Consider the following 20,575-nt stretch of genomic DNA (forward strand, 5'->3'; position numbering starts at 1 on the left):
ACTTTTAAAAACAAATTGTTAGATGAAGTACCAGGAAAAGAGAAAAGCACTTATCCTTTTAGAAGATGGTACCATTTTTTATGGTAAAGCCGTAGGCGATAAAGAAAATACAGCCTTTGGGGAAGTATGTTTTAATACCGGAATGACAGGATATCAGGAGATCTTTACAGATCCTTCTTATTTTGGTCAATTAATGGTTACTACGAATGCCCACATTGGTAACTATGGCGTATATGAAGAAGATATGGAGTCTGACTCTGTAAAAATAGCTGGATTGATTTGTAAAAATTTCAGCTATGTGCCATCACGTGCTTTAGCAGATGATTCGTTAGAAAACTTTTTAAATAAGAACAGCCTTTTTGCCATTTCTGATGTAGATACCAGGGCACTTGTCAGTTATATCAGAGATAATGGCGCTATGAATGCGGTGATATCTACCGAGGTTGATGATATCGAAGGCCTAAAAGAGAAGCTGGCAAAAGTGCCGAGTATGAAAGGTCTTGAACTTGCCTCAAAAGTATCGACAGAAGCACCTTATTTTTACGGAGATGAGAACGCAACGTATAAAATAGCAGCTGTGGATTTCGGAATAAAAACCAATATTCTGAGAAATCTTGCCAGGAGAGATTGTTATATTAAAGTGTATCCTTATAATGCGACATTGGAAGATCTGCAATCGTGGAATCCTGACGGGTATTTCTTTTCTAATGGTCCAGGAGATCCTGAACCTTTGGATTCGGCAATTCAATTAGCTAAGGATATTGTCGATAGCGGAGAGCCGTTCTTCGGAATATGTTTAGGGCATCAGATCCTTTCATTATCCCAGGGGATTTCTACTTTTAAGATGCACCACGGACACAGGGGGATTAACCATCCGGTGATGAACCACGAGACTGGAAAAGGAGAAATAACATCTCAAAATCACGGTTTTGCCATTAGCAGGGAAGAAGCTGAAGCAAATGCTGATATCGAGATCACCCATACACATTTAAATGATGATACCGTTATGGGAATCAAGATTAAAAATAAAAATGCTTTTTCGGTACAATACCATCCTGAAGCGGGTCCCGGACCTAATGATGCCACGTATTTGTTTGACCAATTTATAGATAATATAAAACACCAAAAATTAGAAACAGTATGAGTATAATAATAAACGTGCATGCACGTCAGATACTAGATTCAAGAGGAAACCCTACGGTAGAGGTTGATGTAGTAACAGAAAATGGAATATTAGGCAGGGCAGCAGTACCCTCCGGGGCATCAACCGGTGAGCATGAGGCCGTTGAACTACGAGACGGAGGAAATGAGTACATGGGGAAAGGTGTTTTACAAGCTGTTAAGAATGTAAATGATGCTATAGCTGAAGAATTGGTTGGTATGTCGGTATTTGAGCAAAACCTGATAGACCAGACAATGATAGCGCTTGACGGTACGCCCAATAAATCTAAATTAGGAGCTAATGCCATTCTTGGGGTTTCTCTGGCTGTAGCAAAAGCGGCAGCAAACGAGTTAGGAATGCCTTTATATCGTTATGTTGGAGGGGTAAGTGCTAATACACTCCCGGTACCGATGATGAACATTATTAACGGTGGTTCGCATTCAGATGCTCCGATAGCTTTTCAGGAGTTCATGGTGATGCCTGTTAAGGCGAAGAGCTTTACTCATGCCATGCAAATGGGAACAGAGATTTTCCATAACCTTAAGAAGGTGCTTCACGACAGAAATCTTAGCACGGCAGTAGGAGATGAAGGAGGTTTTGCCCCTACCTTGGATGGTACGGAAGATGCTCTGGATACTATTACCAAGGCTGTTGAAAAAGCAGGGTATAAAATGGGCGATGAAGTAATGATCGCTCTTGATTGCGCTTCTGCCGAGTTCTATGTCGATGGCAAATACGATTACACTAAGTTTGAAGGCGATAAAGGAGCTGTCAGATCATCAGAAGAGCAGGCGCAATATTTGGCAGACCTTTGTGCCAAATATCCTATCGTTTCTATAGAAGATGGCATGGATGAAAATGACTGGGATGGATGGAAGGCACTTACAGATAAAATAGGTGATAAAGTTCAGTTGGTTGGCGATGATCTTTTTGTTACCAATGTTGAAAGATTATCAAGAGGTATCGAGAACGGAATTGCAAACTCAATTCTTATTAAAGTAAACCAGATTGGAACGCTTACAGAAACAATTGCGGCGGTTAATATGGCCAAGAATGCAGGTTATACGTCAGTAATGTCTCACCGTTCAGGAGAGACTGAAGATAACACCATTGCTGATTTAGCAGTAGCGCTTAATACAGGGCAGATCAAAACCGGATCAGCGTCTCGTAGCGACAGAATGGCAAAATACAATCAATTGTTACGTATTGAAGAGGAGCTTGGTTCAGTAGCCTATTATCCTCAGGATAAGGCTTTCAAAATAAAATAATTGAATGTTTTAAATACAAAAAAAGCGGATGTTATTAAAGCATCCGCTTTTTTTATACCATTATAAGGAATAGTAATGAACTTAACCCTTTATTAACACTTAATTTTGTAAATTCGCAACACTTACAAAAAATTAAAATTCTACTTAACATATGTCAGACACAGCTACTTTAGAATATGATGGAAAAAAATATGAATTCCCTGTAGTTAAAGGTACTGAAAACGAATTGGCAATAGACATCAAGTCGTTGCGTGCGCAATCAGGAATTATTACTATCGATCCTGGTTACAAGAACACAGGTTCTTGCGAAAGTGCAATAACCTATCTTGACGGAGAGCAAGGTATATTGCGTTATAGAGGTTACTCTATTGAAGATCTTGCCGAAAAGGCAGATTTCCTGGAGGTTTGTTATTTATTGATTTTTGGAGAGCTTCCAAACAAAGAACAATTACATAAATTTCATGAAGATATAAAAGCTCAGTCTATCGTAGCAGAGGATATGAAGAAAATTCTCGACGGTTTTCCTCAGTCTGCTCACCCGATGGGGGTTTTATCTTCATTGACAAGTGCTTTGGTTGCATTTAACCCTTCTTCGGTAAATGTATCGTCTGAAGAAGATATGTACAAGGCAATTTGTAAGATATTAGCTAAATTTCCGGTGCTCGTTGCCTGGGCACACAGAAAGAAAGAAGGATTGCCATTGGAATATGGCGATGATTCTCTTGGCTATGTAGAGAACATTGTTAAAATGATGTTCAAGAAGCCGAACAAAGAATACAAAAAGAATCCGGTCATAATCAATGCATTAGATAAGTTGCTGATCTTGCATGGAGATCATGAGCAGAATTGCTCTACTTCAACCGTTAGGATAGTTGGTTCATCACATGCAGGTTTGTTTGCTTCTTTATCAGCAGGTATTTCTGCACTTTGGGGGCCGCTTCACGGAGGAGCTAACCAGGCGGTGATTGAAATGCTTGAAGGAATTAAAGCCGACGGAGGAGATACAAAAAAGTACATGGCCAAAGCTAAGGACAAGAATGATCCTTTCCGCTTGATGGGATTCGGACACAGAGTCTACAAAAATTTCGATCCGCGAGCCAGAATTATTAAGAAAGCAGCTGATGAAGTGCTGGCTGAATTGGGAATCGAAGACCCGGTATTGGATATTGCCAAGGGACTTGAAAAAGAAGCTTTGGAGGACCAGTATTTTGTAGACAGAAAGTTATATCCTAATGTGGATTTTTATTCCGGAATTATTTACAGGGCTTTAGGGATTCCTACCGAGATGTTTACTGTAATGTTTGCTTTAGGGCGTTTACCGGGATGGATAGCCCAGTGGAGAGAAATGCGCCTGAGAAAAGAGCCGATCGGAAGACCCAGACAGGTATATATCGGTGAAAACTTAAGATCATTTTTAGATATTGACAAGCGTTAAACAGCGTGCCGAATATTCATAAAAAAAGCTTCATTAAACAATGAAGCTTTTTTTATATTTGCTCAAACACTAAAAGCTATATGTTGAAACTTAATGTAAAAGATGAAACTTCGAGGCTTCGTGCTGTTGTTTTAGGCACTGCTGAAAATAACGGGCCTACCCCGACAGCAGAAGAAGCTTATGATCCTAAATCACTGGAGCACATACTGGCAGGTACCTACCCGATAGAACCTGATATGATCAAAGAAATGGATGCATTTGCCAGAGTTTTTGAGAAATACGATGTTAAAGTGTACAGACCTGAGGTTCTTGAGAATTGTAATCAAATATTTTCCAGGGATATAGCTTTTGTGATTGACGACGTCTTTGTTAAATCAAATATTCTTCCGGACAGGGAAAAAGAACTTGATGCGATTCAATATGTTATAGATCAGGTTGAGCCGTCGAAAGTCGTGAAACCACCGGAAGATGTACATATAGAAGGTGGCGACGTTATGTTATGGGGCAATCATATCTTTGTAGGAACCTATAAAGGAAGTGATTATCCTGATCATATTACGGCAAGAACCAATATACAGGGAGTAGAATTTTTAAAACAACTTTTTCCCGATAAGATTGTAAAAGAGTTTGATCTGGTTAAATCCAAAACAGAAGCCCGGGATAATGCCTTGCATCTGGATTGTTGTTTTCAACCGGTCGGGGAAGACAAAGGAATCATATATGAAGGCGGGTTTAGAAATCCGGAAGATTATAAATATTTAGTGAACCTGTTTGGGAAAGAAAACTTATTTCATATCACCCGGGATGAAATGTATAATATGAACAGTAATGTTTTTTCTATAGATACCAATGTAGTGGTCTCGGAGCACAATTTTATCCGATTGAATACCTGGCTTCGTGAGCAGGGATTTATTGTGGAAGACATTCCCTATGCAGAGATAGCAAAACAGGAAGGTCTTTTAAGATGTTCAACTTTACCATTAATCAGAGGCTGATGCAACAACAAATTACAGATACCATACTGATGATTCGTCCGGTTAATTTTCGGATGAACGAACAAACGGCAGTTAACAATTATTTTCAGGCCGAATTGAAGTTACAAAACGAGACTATAAACCGTAAAGCACAAGAAGAATTTGATGCATTCGTCCAAAAGCTGGTCTCGGTTGGAGTGAATGTAATAGTTGTAGATGATACAGTGGAACCCGATACTCCTGATTCGATATTTCCGAATAACTGGATATCATTTCACCAGGAAGGAACAGTCGCTGTATATCCAATGTTTGCTGAGAACCGAAGATTAGAGCGGAGGGAAGATGTTTTAGAGCAATTGGAAGCAAAAGGCTTTATAATCGACAATGTGGTTGATTATACAAGTGCTGAAGATGAAGGTGTCTTTTTAGAGGGTACAGGTAGCCTTATATTAGATCGGGTCAACAGGAAAGCTTATTGTGCATTGTCTCCGAGAGCTGATGAAGATTTAGTGATAGAGTTCTGTGAAGATTTTGAATATACTCCTGTGATCTTCACAGCCAATCAAACGGTTAAAGAAGAACGGTTGCCTATCTATCATACCAATGTGATGATGGCATTGGCAGAAACCTTCGCTATTATTTGCCTAGATACGATAGATGATAAAAAGGAGCGTAAAAATGTAGTAAAGCACCTGAAGGAAGATGGTAAAGAAATCATAGACATTACTGAAGAGCAGATGCAACAGTTTGCAGGCAACATGCTTCAGGTAAGAGGGGCAGGTAACACAGCTTATCTGGTAATGAGTGAAACGGCTTATAATTCTTTAACCGCGCAACAAACAGCCAAGATCGAAAAACACTGTAAGATAATATATAGTTCATTGCAGACTATAGAAACATGTGGAGGAGGGAGTGCCCGTTGTATGATGGCAGAAGTTTTTTTACCAAAAAAATAGTATATTGGTATCGTAATTTTATAAATGAATATATTGCTGCAGATATTAAATTTAAATGCTCTCTAAAAAAACCAAATACGGACTAAAGGCGTTGACTTATATGGCTAAGAAAGGCGATGGACGGACGCCTATTTTAATAGCTGAAATAGCTGAAGAGGAAAATATTTCGAAAAAGTTTTTGGAAATGATTCTCTTGCAGCTAAAAAACAGTGGTTTTTTGGGTTCCAAGAAAGGAAAAGGAGGAGGGTATTACTTGCTGAAAGAACCTAAAGACATTACTGTAGCCGCATTGATGAGGGTCTTGGAAGGACCGATTGCAATGCTGCCTTGCGTTAGCCTGAATTTTTATGAAAAATGTGAGGACTGTAGAACTGAACAGGAATGTTCGCTAAACCGTGTAATGGTGGAGGTTAGAGACAATACCCTGAGAGTGCTGGAGAACAAAACCCTGGCGGATTTAACAAATTAATTAAAAAAATTTAAATCATTAGTCTACTAATTCGATAGAGTATTAGTATATTTGACCCCAGATTTGTTAGTTAAGTTATGATTACAGAGATAATTCGGTCGTATAAAGCAGGTGTAAATAAGGAAGAAGAAAGCCTTAAGTCGCCTAAACTGCTGGTAAAGGGATCCAACCATAAGATATCGATATTAAAGACGATTTCTTGGCGGGTTATAGGAACTATAGATACAATGATTATCTCTTATATATTAACAGGAAGTTTTACTGTAGCCCTGGGTATAGGGAGTATAGAAGTTGTTTCAAAAATGATATTGTACTATTTCCATGAAAGGGCCTGGAACAAAATTACAAAAGATTGAGTCTATGGATATAAAAAGAATAAATGAGGAGTTAAGAGATAAATCGCCGGCAGAGATAGTTGCTTGGGCGATTAATTTTGCTGAAAAGCCTGTGGTAACAACCAATTTCAGGCCTTATGAGGCGGCTATTCTTTATGCTGTTACCCATGTGAAACCGGCTATAGATGTTATTTGGTGTGATACCGGTTATAACACACCCCAGACCTATAAACACGCAGAAAAAATCATACGGCAGTTAAAGCTGAACATAGACCTGTACGTGCCTAAGCAAACAGCAGCATACAGAGACGCTATAATGGGAATTCCTGATGTAGATTCGTCGTTGCATGATGTTTTTACAAGACAGGTAAAATTAGAACCTTTTCAGAGAGCTATGAAGCATCATAAGCCTGATGTATGGTTTACCAATTTGCGTAAAGGACAAACAGCACTCAGGGATTCATTAGATATAGTATCGCTGGGAATTGACGGGGTGCTAAAAGTAAGTCCCTTTTATCACTGGTCTGATAACGAGTTGGATGTGTATATGGAAGAACATCAGTTGGAAAATGAATTTAAATACTTTGATCCAACCAAAGTACATGCAAATAGAGAATGTGGGTTACATGTAACAACTACTAAAAACTAGAAAGCTTATGTCGGTGCAAAAACATTTACAGACTTTAGAAGAAGAAAGTATATACATTATCAGGGAAGTGGCCGCGCAATTTCAAAAGCCGGTTTTATTATTCTCGGGGGGAAAAGATTCGATCACCATGGCACATTTGGCCAAAAAGGCATTTTACCCGGCCAAGATCCCTTTTCCATTTTTACATATTGATACAGGACATAATTTTCCTGAAACTATCGAATTTCGGGATAGATTGATGGAAGAACTAGGCGTTGAGTTGATCGTACGCTACGTACAGGACTCAATCGACCAAAATAAGGTAAAAGAGGAAACCGGTAAGTATGCGAGCCGAAACTCTTTACAAACGGTAACTTTGCTGGATGCCATAGAGGAACTGGGTTTTGATGCATGTTTGGGTGGCGCCCGCAGGGATGAAGAAAAAAGCAGGGCCAAGGAAAGGATCTTCTCTGTTCGTGATGATTTCGGACAATGGGATGCTAAAATGCAACGCCCGGAATTATTCCAGATCTTAAACGGAAAGATCAATTTTGGTGAAAATGTCAGGGCTTTTCCGATCAGTAACTGGACAGAAGAAGATGTATGGAATTATATCCAAAGAGAAAATCTTGAATTGCCAAGCATATACTTTGCACACGATCGGAAAATGGTAAAAAGAGACGGAGCCTATTTGGCATATTCAGATTATTTGAATATTGTTGAATCCGATGAGATTATAGATAAAACGGTACGTTTCAGAACCGTCGGGGATATGACCTGTACAGCTGCCGTTCCGTCAACAGCTGATACTATTGAAACAGTTATTAAGGAAAATAAGGCTTCCAAGAGTAGTGAAAGGGGAGCAAGAATAGATGATAAACGAAGCGAATCAGCTTTAGAACTAAGAAAGAAAGGAGGGTATTTCTAATGGATTTATTAAGAATAAGCACAGCCGGTAGTGTAGATGATGGTAAAAGTACCCTGATCGGTCGTTTACTGTATGACAATAACGCACTAACCAAAGAACAAGAAGAACTTATAGAGAAAAAGACAGTCGAAAAAGGATTGCAGGATCTGGATTTTTCCGTGATCACTGACGGTCTTATTGCAGAGCGCGAACAAGGCATTACCATCGATGTAGCTCACATTTATTTCTCTACACAGAGCAGAAAGTTTATTATAGCTGACAGCCCGGGTCATGTTGAGTATACAAGGAACATGGTTACCGGGGCCTCTAATGCAGAAGCATCCATCATCTTGATTGATGCCAGGAAAGGTCTTCTGGAGCAAAGTTATAGACATTACTTCATCAGCCAGTTACTCCGCTTGCACACCGTGGTTTTTTGTGTAAATAAAATGGATCTGGTTGATTATAATGAAGATGTTTTTCTGAAAATTGCTTCAGAGATTAAAGCGATGACGGAACAGTTTGAAGATAGTAAACCAACAATAGAGATTATTCCCATCAGCTCATTGAAAGGGGATAATGTAGTGTATCCTTCAGGGGAAACTTCATGGTATCAGGGACCTACATTAAATGAGGTTCTTCACGACATCTCATCAGTTGAAGAAGTACAGAAACCGTTTAGGTTCGAAGTACAAAACGTATTGCATGTGCAGAATGATGAGTTCATTGATTTCAGAGGGTATGCAGGGAAGATATCGAGCGGATCAATAAAAAAAGGAGATGAGGTAGTGGTACTTCCCTCCGGGAATAGATCTGCTATCAAGGAAATCAGGAAATACGACCAGACATTTAGTGAAGCCCACGCCGGCGAATCAGTGACCATCAGTTTAAATGATGATATAGATGCCAGCAGGGGAACGGTTTTAGCATTGCCGGGAGAGCTTCCTTCAGGAGAAAGGTCACTAGAGGCAACTTTGGTATGGCTAAATGAACAAAAAGGCATTTTTGGAGGGAGATATATATTGCAGGCAGGAAGCCGTACGGTACAGGCTAAATTACAGCAAATACATTATGTGGTTCCGCCGGAAAAGCCATCGCTTAAAGTTGATGCTTCCGAGTTGAAGCTGAATGATATTTCGAGGGTTTCGTTTAAATTGTCCCAACCGTTATTTTTAGATGTTTACTCAGAGAATAAGGCAAACGGAGCTTTTATAGTGATCGACCCTCAAACAAATAATACCGTTGGAGTAGGTTTTGTAGAACGGACCAGCGAATTGTAAACAGGCATTATGTTATGTCGTTTCGGACATTACCGAAATAAACAGCTGTTTTTTGAAGCTGGATGACATAGCTGTAGAAAACTGAGCGCAGTTGATTATCAATGATTTCAACTGCGCTTAGCCTGAAAAGATGATGTGAAGTATCCTTCGGATTAATAAGCCAGCATTTCTCCTTCCAGTAAGGGGGTGTTCAGGGGTTCAAAAGTAATATCTACAATTCCGTTTTTAACGGATGTTAAACAAATGCGGTAATTATCATGGTTTTCCGGAACCTCAAGGGTAATACTTCTTCCGGTTCCCAGGTCTTTGACAGCCAGTAAATTTCCAGAAGAGTCGCATTTTACCAACGACCATTCAAATGTGATATCACTGTCCTTTTCCGGAATAAACCATCCCTCTTCTTTGGAGTACAGCATAGCTCTGAAAGCTATACTTTCACCCTCGAATATGAGAACAGAAGGTTTTAGTATTCCGGGAGTAGAGGTCCAGAGGTTTTCAGGAGATCTTCCTGAGACATTCAGTAAGCTATAATAATTTCTTTTGTACCTTCCTTTTCTGTCTATTAAGCCGTCAAAAGATAATTTGTTGCTTTCATGCTGATCTTGCCAATTTTCAATAAAATAAGATTCTTTTGGGTTTAACTTCAGGAGGGATGCTACATCAATTTCATTATAGATATAGTTGATGTGGTGTTTACGAGCGTATTTTTCAAAGTGATCAAGCTGTTTGGTGTCTGAGTTTACCAATAAGCCTAAAGTATTAATATCAGGAGCATATTTTTTTATGAGTTCACTGAAATAGATACTTTCTTCAGTAATTTCCATATCTATAAGCAGAGGTCTGGCGGGATCTTCTTCTTTTATCTTTTGGGATAGTGCTCCCAGCCATTTTAAAAATGCAATCTGTTGAAACAATAATTCCGGTTTATGATAGTAGTTTTTAAGATCCGTAAGCACGTCATTCTGAAAGTTCCAGCTAATAATATGCTGTTGATCCCGGTGTTGCGATACCTTATCCGTAATATGTGCTGAAAGTTCTTTTGTCTGAACGGTGTCATTGATAAAGTCAATGTTCGAAGGAATCCAGAAACTATAGGCTACATTAAAACGTTCTTCCCTGGTAATGTTTAAAATATTGTAGTCGTAAATGTCAGAACTTATGTATCTGACGGTATTCATGTTGAGTTGTTTTATTCCCTTGAGGTCTTTTAAAATATTTTCCCGGCTGAGAACATGATAATCCCGGTACCATCGATGCCCTTTTTTTATATTAACACCCCTAATAGCTTGCTTTCTAAAGGGATCGTTTTTTTTGAATAGAGGGGTGTCCGAATTACGACTCTTCAATTTGTTAAATACATAACCAGGTGCTTTTCTGTTTGAAAACCAGTTTCTTAATATTTCATGGTGCATTATTTTCCAGTCTATTTTCTCAACAGAGTTGTTCTTTTTTGGAAGATTCTTATCCTGATTGCTATCGAATAAGATAGCAGATTTTATTTCATTGTATTTAACTGCAATGCTATGATGTGCTTCATTGATCCATTTAGTTTGCTCATTCCCCTTTTTCAATGTTCCTAACTCAGATATGATAACAGGAGTATTTGGTAATTTTCTCAGTTCTTTGTGGTAGGGTGCGTATAGCTCATTGAAATTAAGCCATGAAGAATCTGATTGTTGCGGCCCATAGTCTAAAATATTGACCCCGATCCAATCTACATAGGATTTTCCCGGGTAAAATGCTGAAATATTCTTTGCTTTCCACGGATTCCATATCCATATTACATTATTGGCCTTTTCGTTCTTAAATAAATTATAAGTATGTACCCAGGCTTTTTTAAATTCATCCGGGGCGTTCCTATCTTTCGAATACCACGGGTAACCGGGGTTGTCAAATTCATGGGCAAACCTTAAGAACACAGGGCGATCGTAATTGCGGAGTATCCGGGCAAACTCTATAATAAACTGATCAAACCTGCCTTTGTTTATTTCTTTGATAACGTGTTTGTTTTCCGTGTCCGGAAGTTGAAAGTCGTTCAGCCAGGGCTCCCATGTAATCATAGGAATGGATTGGCTTTTGTATATTGAATCCAGTACCCGGTATGGAAAGGTAATAGCCTGGTCTTTATTCCAGGCCAGATATAAAGAAATAATATCAAAGTTTACATGGTTGTCTTCTTCAATAGAAACAATATTTCTAATACTTGAAATCCCGTCGTTTTTAGCCGGAGAAAAAATCCCGAAATAATTTATAACGTTTTTTTGCTGCATCGGTCTTTCAGCTCCATCCCATTTTATAAAATTGTTGCGGTATTGTAAATAAGAACAACTTAACAGGGTTAAGGCCAAAACGGGGAATGCTAATTTTTGCAGGGTACTAAAAGTTTTAATTTTTTTGGTCTCTCTTTTCGAAGTCTGACTTTCAGGGATAAAGGATACGGATTTAAATTTCCCATAAGCAAAAAACAGGGTGTAAAGCATACAAAGTGTATTGAACAGGCAAAAGCAGGCCATGAAAATTGAAAAAGGCGTAAGGTCTATGACCAGGCCATAAACTATAGCCGCTATGGAAATAAAGGCTATGACCAGATTGGGTACGACCAATAGGAAGCTGGTTTTGTCCTTACCTTCCTTGGGTGTTGGCAGGTACGGAACCTTTTTACGGATAAAAGTGTATAATGTTCCTATAATGAGAACCCACCAGGTACAACATAATAATAAACCTCCGGTAAGGTGAAGCCCTTTTTCCTTTTTCTCGATCAACCATTGCTGGATATAAAGATGAATACAAACAATGCTCATCAACAAAGGCAGAAGCATAAAGCTAAAATTCATGATGTTTCCGCTCCATGGAGATTTAGCCGTAATTAACGAGATGATGGGAATGAGAAAATTCAAAAGAAACACAAACCCCAATAAGTAATGAAAGGGAATGAGCCCATAGTGGATTTTTTGCCTAAGGGACAAATGCCTGAAAAGTTTCGGATAAGAAGTTATCAAGAGTTCAAAACATCCTCTGGACCATTTTAACTGCTGTTTGTAGTAGGCTGTTAAAGAAGCAGGCACCAGGCCTTTGGTTAATATCTTCGGATGGTAAATCGAGGTCCACTTTTTAGCGTGTAATTGCATGGCCGTATGCATATCTTCGCAGAGACCGGCTGCATGACCGCCAATAGAGTCAAGAGCTTCCCTTCTGAAAATACAATTCGCGCCTATCGCATTAACGGTTCCATACGAGTTCATACACATCATCATCGGGCCGTAAAAAAGATAAGTCTGTTCTGCGGCCCCTTTTGCTACAAGAGATTCGCTTTGATTGTAGTATGCTTGTACACTTTGTACGTAACCAATTTTTTCATCATCAAAATAAGCAATTACTTCATCCAGCATTTCAGGAACCGGTACATGATCCGGATCAAGGATAACACATAGTTCTCCTGTAGCCTGTTTGAGTGCATTATTGATATTCCCTGCTTTGGCATCTATCCTATTGTTTCTGCTAACATGCACAATGTCATTTTCCCGACAGAATTGCTTTAGAAACGGATCATTCGCTTCATCGCAGAGATATGTTGTATGGGGGTATTTGATGTTTTTCATAGCCAGAAGGGTTTTGGTGGTCATTTCGTAGGGTTCGCCGGGAAAATAAGTCGTTAATACATCTACGGTATATTTTTTAGAAGTTTTTTTTATCCTTGGTATGGAAAGGTTCCAGTAATGATACCACATATACAGTATGCCGAAAGCTTGCATTGCAAATGAAGCAAAGAGTAACCAGAACAAAAGCTCATTTCCTCTTTGGTCACTGTCTAAAAACCGATAAAAGAAATTGACCACAGTAATCAGGCCTATAACAATCATGAGCTTTATAGTGTTCTTTTTTTTTCTTGATGGAGTTGTCATAATGTAAGGAAGGGTTATTTAATGTCAGCTACATAAAAAGGATAATTTATGGTAGCAAAGCAATTATTACTGTACAAGTATGCAAATAATCTGTATGGTCCTTCTTTCAGAGGGGTTCTTAATATAGCCGAAGAGGCATCTTTAATGATTACAGAACCGTCAATTTTCAATGGTTTTTCTTCAATATCCCATCTTTTGTAATACCAGCCCTCTCTATATAACTCCCATTTAACGGAGTCTATTTTATTTAGACCGGTCGTATAAGAAAGAGCGATTTCTTCCGGTATTCCGGGTTTTAAAATCAGGCTTTCTGAAGATTCTTTATCTGCTATGGTTAGTTGTTTAATATTTATCCCGGGGTTAGAAGAGAGAGTGTCGTTCCATAACCCGGAAATGGTGGAAACCATTTCAGACGGGTGCCCTTCTTCTGAAAAGATGCTAAACCAGGTATGAGTGCGTTCCTGTTTGCTGCCCCAGTAGAAGATCAGAGATCCGAGACACCGATTGTCGGTTTTTTGTTGTAGCAGGCGATATCTGGAAATTAACTGTTCTGTTTTTTCATTACTGCTTTGTTCGATCGGGGCATCCCATGCCGTATTTTTTGTAGCCCAGGGCCCGTCATATCCCCATTCACTGATATAATAGGGCAAAGGTTTTTTAATTAAGGATATCTGGTCAAGGTCTTTATCCAGTCTTTTGATAGCAACAAAGATGTTAAAACCAATCAGGTCCAGATCAGGGGAATTGAACATAATACTGAGTACCTGTTTCTTTGTGACTGACGGAATTGTAGTACTGACCGGATGATTAGTATCTTCGGTGTGTATTATTTTTATAAGATCGTTGAATGTGTCGATAAAATCGCGGTTGCCGAATATAAAAGGGTATTCAACTTCATTTCCTAAGTTCCAAAGTAAGAGAGCCGGATGATCCTTGTGCCTGATGACCAGCTTCTTTACTTCTTTTTTAAGGTTGGAACAATATTCTTTGTTTTGATATATATTATAGCTTTTATGATATCTTGGAATCGGAATATCAACAATGACAGCCAGGTTTAATCGATGTGCTTTATCTAAAAAATCCCCGAGGTTGACCGTGTCGTATACTCTGATGGTGTTTCCCCCTATAGCGGCTAATTCTTCTAAATTTTTATTTCCGGATGCGCCTTTAATGATAAACGGAGAGTTGTTCCTAATGAGTTGGTACCCACCGTTGTCTTCATATTTAATATAAACAGTCTGATGATCCCTGTTTCCATTCTTCTTTTCATAAAAAAAGTATTTATAAGAAAAAGAGATTATGACGAGTATCAATAGTATACTCAATCCGTTTTTTTTCATACTCAATTGTTTTGTAAGGAATGGGGTATCTTTTAAAGGTATATATAAATATCTGCTATTCAGATGTTAATAGGTAAATTAATTGAAAAATTCGATTAAGAACAACCGGGGTTGGTCAGGGAGTGTCATGAGGTTTCTGACAGCTGTTTCTTAGGGCGAAAATGTATCTGATACCTTTTTTTTAGCTATTCAACCATCATAAATCCTTTAAACTGCTGTAAATGAATAAATTTAATTGAGCAAGTAAATGACCTTACAAATTATAAAGAGCTATGCTGTTCAACTCGTTTGAATTTCTTTTTTTCTTTCCTATTGTAGCCATACTATTCTATGTTATTGAACATAAGTATAGGTGGGGGCTGCTTTTGTTGGCCAGTTACTATTTTTATATGTCATCTCAACCCGGGTTGGCACTGTTGCTTTTCCTTTCAACAGTTGTAGATTATTATTGTGCGCTGATGATGCATAGGGAAGTTTTAAAAAAGAAAAGGAAAGTATATCTTATCATCAGTATCATATTTAATCTCGGATTGCTTTTTACTTTTAAGTACTTTAATTTTTTTCTGGACACTACATTTTGGTTTTTTAACCTGTTGGGGATGGATGTAGAATCTTCTGTGCGGATCAATAAATATAGTTTCAACCAGATATTATTACCCGTAGGGATTAGCTTTTATACCTTTCAGACGATGAGCTATTCTATAGATGTATACAGGCGCAAGATAGAGCCGGAAAAGCATTTTGGAAAGTATGCTTTATACGTTTCTTTCTTTCCTCAATTGGTGGCAGGCCCCATTGAGAGAGCAAACAGGCTTCTTCCACAGTTAAAGAAGAAAGTAAACTTTGATCTGGATAATGTAAAAAAAGGTATAGTGATGATGGCCTGGGGTTTTTTTTTAAAACTCGTGGTAGCTGACAGGTTAGGGGTTTATGTCGATGAAGCATTTGCCAGGCCGACCCTTCACAAAGGTTTGCCTCTGATAGTCGGCAGTATATTTTTTGGTTTTCAGATCTATTATGATTTTTCTGCATATACTTCAATAGCCATCGGGGCGGCAAAAGTAATTGGGGTAGACCTGATGCAAAATTTTAACAGGCCGAATTTTTCGACCACATCAATGGAATTTTGGAGAAGATGGCATATATCGTTGATGCTGTGGATGAAAGACTATATGTATAAGCCGATGGTTGAGAGTAAACGGGTAACAAAAATTACAGCCGTTCTTATTGTGTTTTTTGCCAATGGCCTTTGGCACGGGGCAAACTGGACCTTTGTTGTCTGGAGCTTATTAAATGCGGTTCTTTTATTGGTAGAGGCGGCTACTCAAAAAATGCGGATGAGGATATTTGAAAAACTAAGGTTAAGCAGAAGGAGTATAGCAGTTCTGGGGTGTGTGACAGTTATCGGGTATTTGATCTTTACACTTATATTCTTTAGATCACCCAACATAATGTGGGCGCTCTATTACATTAATAATATGAGAAAAATTACAGCCCTGAATTTTGATCTGTTTAACAATACTTTTGAATTGATACTGAGTTTCAGTTTGATCGTTCTCGTACAGATCATACATTATAAAAAAGGAAACGATAAAATATATGAACTGGTATTGAACAGACCGAAATATACCAGATGGGCCATGTATTTTGGGTATGTATTTATTATTGTGCTCTTTGCGATCAACAGGCAGAACAGGTTTATTTATTTTCAATTTTAACCATATGTTATGAAAGGATTTCTTTTTAAGACGGGAATATTGGGTTTAACGTTGATTGTGACTTACCTATTTTTTGTTGACAGGCTCTCTTATAAACAGGTCGACGATTATTATTATAAGTTTACACAAGAAGCCGGTGGACTTATACTGGGTATATCCAGGGCCCACGACGGAATAGTGCCGGACATTCTGGAGGGACAATTATCTTCAAAGAATCTGGAGGGTCCGATTGTTAATTTCGCTTTCACGAAAAATCAGTCTCCCTATGGGGAGGTTTATTTAGAGGCCATTAAAAAGAAATTAAGAAAGGAGACGCATGGCGGGGGGGTATTTGTACTTTCTGTCAATCCGGGGGTTTTTATGGAAAAGCCACATTTGAAAGATGAGGATGTTTATAAGATGGATAAAAAGATGTTAATAGGTAAGGTTAATAATTTTAATTCGATGCCAAATTATGATTACATTATTAATTGCTATTCCAAATCACTTTATAATGTTTTTACAACTATTGAATACGATAACAGGGTCGTACATTCAAATGGATGGATGGAAGTGAATTACGGAAATAAGGACAGGGTCGTTTTTGATAAGGATATCAAGAAAAAGAAAGATCATATTATGGTAGGGTATCATATGTTTAAAAATACACAAGAAGTTTCAGAATACAGATTCAGGTATTTTATTGAAACGATAAAATACCTGAAGACGAGAGGGGTAGTGGTTCTGGCAAGGATTCCGGCAGATCCCGATATCATAGATTTTGAAACCAAATCCTGGGGCGATTTCGACTTTAAAATGGATTCTGTCGCGAAGGAATATCAGGTACCGTATTTGAATTATAGCAGGGAAACAGGGTTTAAAACCTATGACGGAGCACATTTATTTGCCGATAGCGCAAAAAGATTTACCGAAAGACTGGGAGAAGATATATTAGATTATATGAATAATTAGATCTCTCCTATCCGTTAATTGATAAAAAAGCAGGGGGTGTCCGTACTGCGTTTAAGTGTTCTTTTTCTTTACAATATCGATCGAACCGATAAAAAGAAGATGAGATAAGAGTGTTTCCTTCCAGAAAGAAAGTATTCTCAAAGAAATCAGGAAAAAGAGGTGTTCGTGCCGCACATTCTATTTTAAAGATAGGGCTTCAGAATATCTATAACGGAAGAGCAGATGTACTCTATACCTATAGCAATAACGATAAAACCAATGATTCTCGATACGGCATTAATTCCGGACGCACCTAACCACTTAACTATAAAATGGGCAGCCCGAAGAATGATGAAGACACAAGTGCAAACGGCCAGTATCGCTAATAAGGCAGTGATTATTTGAATAGCGTCATTGTATTCCTGATAATATGATATCAGTAGCGATATGGATCCGGGACCGGCTAACATTGGAATAGCCAGGGGAGTTAAAGAAATATCATTTCGGTGAAAAGCATCGTCTTTTACACGACTGTCGATTCCTTTATGTTTGGTGAATTTTCCGGTTAGCAACGCAAACCCTGAAGAGGTAATTATAAGTCCGCCTGCTATTCTCAGGGAGTTCAGGCTTATTCCAAAGAAAGACAGTAAATATTTTCCCGTAAAAAATGAGATTATGAGAATTATTAATGTGTTTATTGCGGTCCATAAAGCAGTTCTGGAAAGAGAATTGCTGGAATCATCCTGGGTTAACCCTACGAAAATTGGTACGGTCCCAAGGGGATTGATAACCGAAAACAGTGCTGCAAAAATGTATAGAAAAAGCTCCATGTTTTTTGCGCAAAAATGAAATGATTTTTATTTTTTTAGTTTAAAATAGAGTTAATAAAAAGTTGTTAAAAAGTACTTTAGCTATCAAAAAGATGACTTGATGAGTCTGATCTTTTTTTGAGTATTTTCCTCATGAATTCATGTATTTCGTTTGTTTTAGATTCTACTTTTATAAAATAATGATCACGATGGATACTATATTCTGTAGAATTTCCTTTATATAAAGAGAGCTTGTAATAAGGGATAATCAAAGCGTAAGTTTCCAATAGCGATCTAAACCTGATGATAATTCCTTTGGGTCTCAGTTCAATATTACAATTGTTCGGACTGTTATCAAGGAGCAATAAGTTCCGAATGTGTAAACTGGCCGAAGTGATGAGAAGTCTTGGCGATCCGGTTCCCTTTAACCTCAGGCGATCCCACAGGTTAAATGGTTTCCCGACTTCGTTGTTTATTCGTTCGGTAACTTTAAAATTCTTGTATGAAACGTTCAGAAGCACGATAGGTTTTCTTTTAAAAATAGTCTTTTTATATTGCAAATCAGTTAAACAAATATTAAGATATATGTGCGATTGGCTTTCAAAACCCAAACCTTATTTTAAGTCGCCAATTAAATGTATCTTTGCACCTCAAAATTCTGACGTAATGAATATCCAAAACGTTTTATCGGTTAAAGTAAAAGAAGCAGTTAAAAATTTATTTGATATTGATCTTGAATCAGTAGAGTTTCAGCCAACTCGTAAAGATTTTGAAGGGGATATTACGCTTGTGGTTTTTCCATTATTAAAACATATAAAAGGTAATCCTGTTCAGATTGGTCAGCAGATTGGAGAGTATCTTGAGAAGAACGTTTCAGAAATTAATCGTTTTAATGTTGTCAGTGGTTTTTTAAATTTGGTTATTGACGATTCTTTTTATACTGATTTCTTTTACCGGATAAAAGATAAAACAAATTACGGGTATGTTTCAAATACAGATAATAAGGCCGTCATGGTTGAATATTCTTCACCGAACACCAACAAGCCGTTACACCTGGGGCATATCAGGAATAATTTATTGGGATATGCCGTTGCGGAAATTTTAAAGGCTTCAGGAAAAAAGGTCTATAAAACTCAGATCATAAACGATCGGGGAATACATATCTGTAAAAGTATGCTGGCCTATCAAAAGTTTGGTAATGGAGAAGAGCCTTCTGCTGATTTAAAAGGTGATAAGCTGGCAGGTAATTATTACGTAGCCTTCGATAAAATATATAAAGAAGAGATAGCGGCAATGGTTGCTAATGGAACCGACCGGAAAATAGCCGAAAAAGAAGCTCCGATCTTATTAGAAGCCCAGGAAATGTTGCGTAAGTGGGAAGCCGGCGACGAAGAGATTGTCGCCTTGTGGAAGAAAATGAATGCATGGGTTTATGAAGGATTTAATGTGACCTATAAAAATCTGGGTGTTGATTTTGATACCTTATATTACGAGAGTGATACTTATCTTTTAGGAAAAGATGTTGTAGCCGCTGGTATAGAAAAAGGAGTTTTCTTTAAAAAAGAAGACGGATCGGTCTGGTGCGATCTGACTGATGAAGGGCTTGATGAAAAACTGGTGCTCAGGGCAGATGGGACGGCAGTTTATATGACTCAGGACATAGGTACTGCGATTCAACGGGTTAAAGACTACCCGGATATAGATGGTATGGTTTATACCGTGGGCAATGAGCAGGACTATCATTTTAAAGTATTGTTCCTTATTCTTAAAAAACTTGGTTATACCTGGGCTGAACACTTATATCATTTAAGTTACGGTATGGTGGATCTTCCAAGTGGAAAGATGAAAAGCAGAGAAGGGACCGTTGTTGATGCTGACGATCTGATGGTTGAAATGGCTCGTACAGCAGAAGAGATATCGAATGAGCTGGGGAAACTGGAAGGACTCTCATACGAAGAGAAAAATGAACTTTACAAAACCATCGGACTGGGAGCGCTTAAATACTATATTTTAAAAGTGGATCCTAAAAAGAGAATTTTATTCGACCCGAAAGAATCTGTTGATTTTCAAGGTAATACGGGTCCTTTTATCCAGTATACATATGCCAGGATCCAAAGTATCTTAAGAAAAGCCGATTTTGATTGCTCTGAAAAGCAGAAATTAGAAGCTCTGCATGAAAAGGAGAAAGAACTGTTGAAACAAGTTCAATTATTCCCTGAAATAATACAAAATGCAGCAGAGAATTATAGTCCGGCCTTGATAGCCAATTACACTTATGACCTGGTAAAAGAATTTAATTCGTTTTATCAGAATGTGTCAATTCTAGGTGCTGAAAATCAAAATGAAAAGATCTTTAGGGTTCAATTATCAGATAAAGTAGGAGATATCATAGCATCTTCTTTTAAATTGCTGGGCATTAATGCGCCCGAAAGAATGTAAAAAAAATGCCGTTACACATAGTG

17 protein-coding genes are annotated in these 20,575 nt (G+C 38.1%); 13 read left to right on the forward strand and 4 right to left on the reverse strand.

Annotated elements, in window-relative coordinates:
- The first annotated feature begins 22 nt into the window (after positions 1–22).
- From carA to MQE36_RS08895, 10 genes are all read left to right on the forward strand, one after another.
- Positions 23–1,144 carry a glutamine-hydrolyzing carbamoyl-phosphate synthase small subunit gene (carA, locus tag MQE36_RS08850; RefSeq protein ID WP_242938791.1) on the forward strand — a complete coding sequence of 374 codons (1,122 nt, stop codon included), beginning with the start codon at positions 23–25 and terminating at the stop codon, positions 1,142–1,144.
- Positions 1,141–2,430, forward strand: coding sequence for a phosphopyruvate hydratase (gene eno, locus MQE36_RS08855; RefSeq protein WP_242935619.1), 1,290 nt, complete (start codon positions 1,141–1,143; stop codon positions 2,428–2,430). Before carA ends, eno begins: the two co-directional genes overlap by 4 nt.
- A gap of 151 nt (positions 2,431–2,581) precedes the next feature.
- Entirely contained in the window at positions 2,582–3,865 is a 1,284-nt protein-coding gene (locus MQE36_RS08860; protein WP_242935620.1) for a citrate synthase, read from the forward strand.
- An 80-nt stretch (positions 3,866–3,945) separates the two neighbouring features.
- Positions 3,946–4,860 carry a dimethylarginine dimethylaminohydrolase family protein gene (locus tag MQE36_RS08865; RefSeq protein WP_242935621.1) on the forward strand — a complete coding sequence of 305 codons (915 nt, stop codon included), beginning with the start codon at positions 3,946–3,948 and terminating at the stop codon, positions 4,858–4,860.
- Positions 4,860–5,795, forward strand: a complete 936-nt coding sequence (gene ctlX / locus MQE36_RS08870; RefSeq protein ID WP_242935622.1) for a citrulline utilization hydrolase CtlX — start codon at positions 4,860–4,862, stop codon at positions 5,793–5,795. Before MQE36_RS08865 ends, ctlX begins: the two co-directional genes overlap by 1 nt.
- Positions 5,796–5,850: 55 nt before the next feature.
- Positions 5,851–6,264 carry an RrF2 family transcriptional regulator gene (locus tag MQE36_RS08875; protein ID WP_242935623.1) on the forward strand — a complete coding sequence of 138 codons (414 nt, stop codon included), beginning with the start codon at positions 5,851–5,853 and terminating at the stop codon, positions 6,262–6,264.
- Between the two features lie 77 nt (positions 6,265–6,341).
- Positions 6,342–6,620: a DUF2061 domain-containing protein gene (locus MQE36_RS08880; protein ID WP_242935624.1), complete on the forward strand. Its 279-nt coding sequence runs from the start codon at positions 6,342–6,344 to the stop codon at positions 6,618–6,620.
- A 4-nt stretch (positions 6,621–6,624) separates the two neighbouring features.
- Complete coding sequence (locus tag MQE36_RS08885; RefSeq protein WP_242935625.1) at positions 6,625–7,248, forward strand: phosphoadenosine phosphosulfate reductase domain-containing protein; 624 nt, start codon at positions 6,625–6,627, stop codon at positions 7,246–7,248.
- 7 nt (positions 7,249–7,255) lie between these two features.
- Positions 7,256–8,155, forward strand: a complete 900-nt coding sequence (gene cysD, locus MQE36_RS08890) for a sulfate adenylyltransferase subunit CysD (RefSeq protein ID WP_242935626.1) — start codon at positions 7,256–7,258, stop codon at positions 8,153–8,155.
- Positions 8,155–9,414 (forward strand): sulfate adenylyltransferase subunit 1, encoded by a 1,260-nt coding sequence (locus MQE36_RS08895; RefSeq protein ID WP_242935627.1) that lies wholly within the window; start codon positions 8,155–8,157, stop codon positions 9,412–9,414. Before cysD ends, MQE36_RS08895 begins: the two co-directional genes overlap by 1 nt.
- 152 nt (positions 9,415–9,566) lie before the next feature.
- Here MQE36_RS08895 and MQE36_RS08900 read toward each other — a convergent pair whose 3' ends face one another.
- On the reverse strand, positions 9,567–13,316 hold the full coding sequence (locus MQE36_RS08900) for a glycosyltransferase (RefSeq protein WP_242935628.1): 3,750 nt from the start codon (positions 13,314–13,316) through the stop codon (positions 9,567–9,569).
- 14 nt (positions 13,317–13,330) lie between these two features.
- Positions 13,331–14,656 (reverse strand): glycoside hydrolase family 2 TIM barrel-domain containing protein, encoded by a 1,326-nt coding sequence (locus MQE36_RS08905; protein WP_242935629.1) that lies wholly within the window; start codon positions 14,654–14,656, stop codon positions 13,331–13,333.
- A 389-nt stretch (positions 14,657–15,045) separates the two neighbouring features.
- Between MQE36_RS08905 and MQE36_RS08910 the strand changes: the two genes are divergently transcribed.
- Both MQE36_RS08910 and MQE36_RS08915 read left to right on the forward strand, forming a co-directional pair.
- The gene (locus MQE36_RS08910; protein ID WP_242935630.1) at positions 15,046–16,374 is read left to right on the forward strand and encodes an MBOAT family O-acyltransferase; all 1,329 of its coding nucleotides are present in this window, start codon (positions 15,046–15,048) and stop codon (positions 16,372–16,374) included.
- A gap of 9 nt (positions 16,375–16,383) precedes the next feature.
- Positions 16,384–17,325 (forward strand): hypothetical protein, encoded by a 942-nt coding sequence (locus MQE36_RS08915; protein ID WP_242935631.1) that lies wholly within the window; start codon positions 16,384–16,386, stop codon positions 17,323–17,325.
- 182 nt (positions 17,326–17,507) lie between these two features.
- Here the strand turns inward: MQE36_RS08915 and MQE36_RS08920 are convergent, their stop codons facing one another.
- Entirely contained in the window at positions 17,508–18,134 is a 627-nt protein-coding gene (locus MQE36_RS08920) for a MarC family protein (RefSeq protein WP_242935632.1), read from the reverse strand.
- Between the two features lie 77 nt (positions 18,135–18,211).
- Complete coding sequence (locus MQE36_RS08925) at positions 18,212–18,634, reverse strand: hypothetical protein (RefSeq protein WP_242935633.1); 423 nt, start codon at positions 18,632–18,634, stop codon at positions 18,212–18,214.
- Positions 18,635–18,779: 145 nt separating this feature from the next.
- Here MQE36_RS08925 and argS point away from each other — a divergent pair, with 145 nt between their 5' ends.
- Complete coding sequence (gene argS / locus MQE36_RS08930; RefSeq protein ID WP_242935634.1) at positions 18,780–20,552, forward strand: arginine--tRNA ligase; 1,773 nt, start codon at positions 18,780–18,782, stop codon at positions 20,550–20,552.
- Positions 20,553–20,575: the final 23 nt, after the last annotated feature.

This window comes from Zhouia spongiae, from assembly GCF_022760175.1.
GTDB classification, from domain to species: Bacteria; Bacteroidota; Bacteroidia; order Flavobacteriales; family Flavobacteriaceae; genus Zhouia; species Zhouia spongiae.

Coding starts and splice junctions, on each gene's coding strand:
- carA (WP_242938791.1), top strand. CDS start 23: ATGAAGTACCAGGAAAAGAGAAAAGCACTTATCCTTTTAGAAGATGGT.
- eno (WP_242935619.1), top strand. CDS start 1,141: ATGAGTATAATAATAAACGTGCATGCACGTCAGATACTAGATTCAAGA.
- MQE36_RS08860 (WP_242935620.1), top strand. CDS start 2,582: ATGTCAGACACAGCTACTTTAGAATATGATGGAAAAAAATATGAATTC.
- MQE36_RS08865 (WP_242935621.1), top strand. CDS start 3,946: ATGTTGAAACTTAATGTAAAAGATGAAACTTCGAGGCTTCGTGCTGTT.
- ctlX (WP_242935622.1), top strand. CDS start 4,860: ATGCAACAACAAATTACAGATACCATACTGATGATTCGTCCGGTTAAT.
- MQE36_RS08875 (WP_242935623.1), top strand. CDS start 5,851: ATGCTCTCTAAAAAAACCAAATACGGACTAAAGGCGTTGACTTATATG.
- MQE36_RS08880 (WP_242935624.1), top strand. CDS start 6,342: ATGATTACAGAGATAATTCGGTCGTATAAAGCAGGTGTAAATAAGGAA.
- MQE36_RS08885 (WP_242935625.1), top strand. CDS start 6,625: ATGGATATAAAAAGAATAAATGAGGAGTTAAGAGATAAATCGCCGGCA.
- cysD (WP_242935626.1), top strand. CDS start 7,256: ATGTCGGTGCAAAAACATTTACAGACTTTAGAAGAAGAAAGTATATAC.
- MQE36_RS08895 (WP_242935627.1), top strand. CDS start 8,155: ATGGATTTATTAAGAATAAGCACAGCCGGTAGTGTAGATGATGGTAAA.
- MQE36_RS08900 (WP_242935628.1), bottom strand. CDS start 13,316: ATGACAACTCCATCAAGAAAAAAAAAGAACACTATAAAGCTCATGATT.
- MQE36_RS08905 (WP_242935629.1), bottom strand. CDS start 14,656: ATGAAAAAAAACGGATTGAGTATACTATTGATACTCGTCATAATCTCT.
- MQE36_RS08910 (WP_242935630.1), top strand. CDS start 15,046: ATGTCATCTCAACCCGGGTTGGCACTGTTGCTTTTCCTTTCAACAGTT.
- MQE36_RS08915 (WP_242935631.1), top strand. CDS start 16,384: ATGAAAGGATTTCTTTTTAAGACGGGAATATTGGGTTTAACGTTGATT.
- MQE36_RS08920 (WP_242935632.1), bottom strand. CDS start 18,134: ATGGAGCTTTTTCTATACATTTTTGCAGCACTGTTTTCGGTTATCAAT.
- argS (WP_242935634.1), top strand. CDS start 18,780: ATGAATATCCAAAACGTTTTATCGGTTAAAGTAAAAGAAGCAGTTAAA.